The sequence below is a fragment of the Oleiphilus sp. HI0079 genome, from assembly GCF_001635105.1.
Map to the genome: position 1 here is coordinate 1 of NZ_LWFT01000786.1, position 1295 is coordinate 1295.

Annotated in this window: 1 protein-coding gene; it reads right to left on the bottom strand. The window is 45.9% G+C overall.

The annotated features are described in order from the left end of the window. Positions 1 to 1268: hypothetical protein (locus A3750_RS14815; protein ID WP_156498608.1), on the bottom strand; the 1268-nt coding region annotated here is incomplete at its 3' end. Positions 1269 to 1295 lie beyond the last annotated feature (27 nt).

Genomic DNA, 1295 nt, shown 5'->3' on the forward strand with positions numbered 1-1295 from the left:
TGATGCTCGAAGGCGCGATTGACATAAGAAATTGGAAAGCCTTGTTCGGTCGCGTTTGCAATAATAATGGGTGTTTGTGCTTCATCAATGGCTTGGTTCTTAAGTGAGAGTTCTTGCTGGAGTTCGATGACCTCGGTTAGGTCTACTCCGGTCAACACAATGCCGATGATGTTATCGTCTGTATCTGTATAAAGCGTCCGCATCCAACTGACGTGTCGAATGTGATTGTCGCCTTGATTATGGTGCTTCATGATTGTCGGAGAATTGCTAGCTCGTGGCACCACAAAGTCGTCTGGAAAGATATTCTCGCGGCTTGCCTCAGGGCTAGTGCCGGACTCAAAACAGAGCGAGGCGAAGGCTGTGTTTGCCATTACTAGTTCGCCTTGAAGATCGTACACGACGAGCATCTCGCCAAGCGAATCTATAACACCTTCTACTCGCTCTTTTACAAAAGTGGTAGCGAGCAACTCTTCCATTACCGAGTTAAAGGTCTGCCTTAATTCAAAAATTTCTCGAGACTCGCTCTTCGTAGGTTCTATTTTTTTAAATGATCCTGGCTTATCTCTTGCCGCACCAATTTGATCCCGTAATCGATCGATAATTCTACTGGCGATATTGCTCGTTAGGCGGATACTGAACAGAGTTGAAAACAAAATGGTCGTTAAAGCGAGCGCTAGCGCACCGATAACCCAGCCCGCATCTGAGTAAGCTGAGAGATAAGGCTGGACGATGGTTGCGGTCAATGCCTTGTCTAAATCCGATGGATCAAATCTCTTATTGTTATTGAGGGGCATTAACTTAGAGTTCGTAATCATGCCTGCAACACCTGAGTCAATATCTAGGGTTGCAGCTAGTCCTTTGCCTACAAACTGTTCGTTCGCCTCGAAGATGATGCTTGAATCGTCTGTGACTACGAGGTTGTATTCGCCGGTTTCAACGCGCAAAACAGAAGAGAGTGATCGGATGTGTAACGCGATCGCACCCTCTGCTGACCCACCATAAATGACTGGATGTACTATCATTAATCCATTTTTCCCAACCTCGATAAAAGAAAGACCTTTTTCTAACGCCTGCTCCTTCCAGGCGAAATGCTGTTCTACTTCTTTGAAGGCCTCAATAAAAATACCTGTAATGATCTCGCCCTCAAAGTCGGTAAACGCGATGCTGAATTTGGAGTCGGCTGAGGTGAGGTTGGTTGGAGTTAAAGAGCGAAAGAAGACGGGCAGGTAAGAGTCTCGATTACTGAAGTCGATGAGACTGTTTATCATCAAATCGTTACGTGCAAGCGAAGCAAC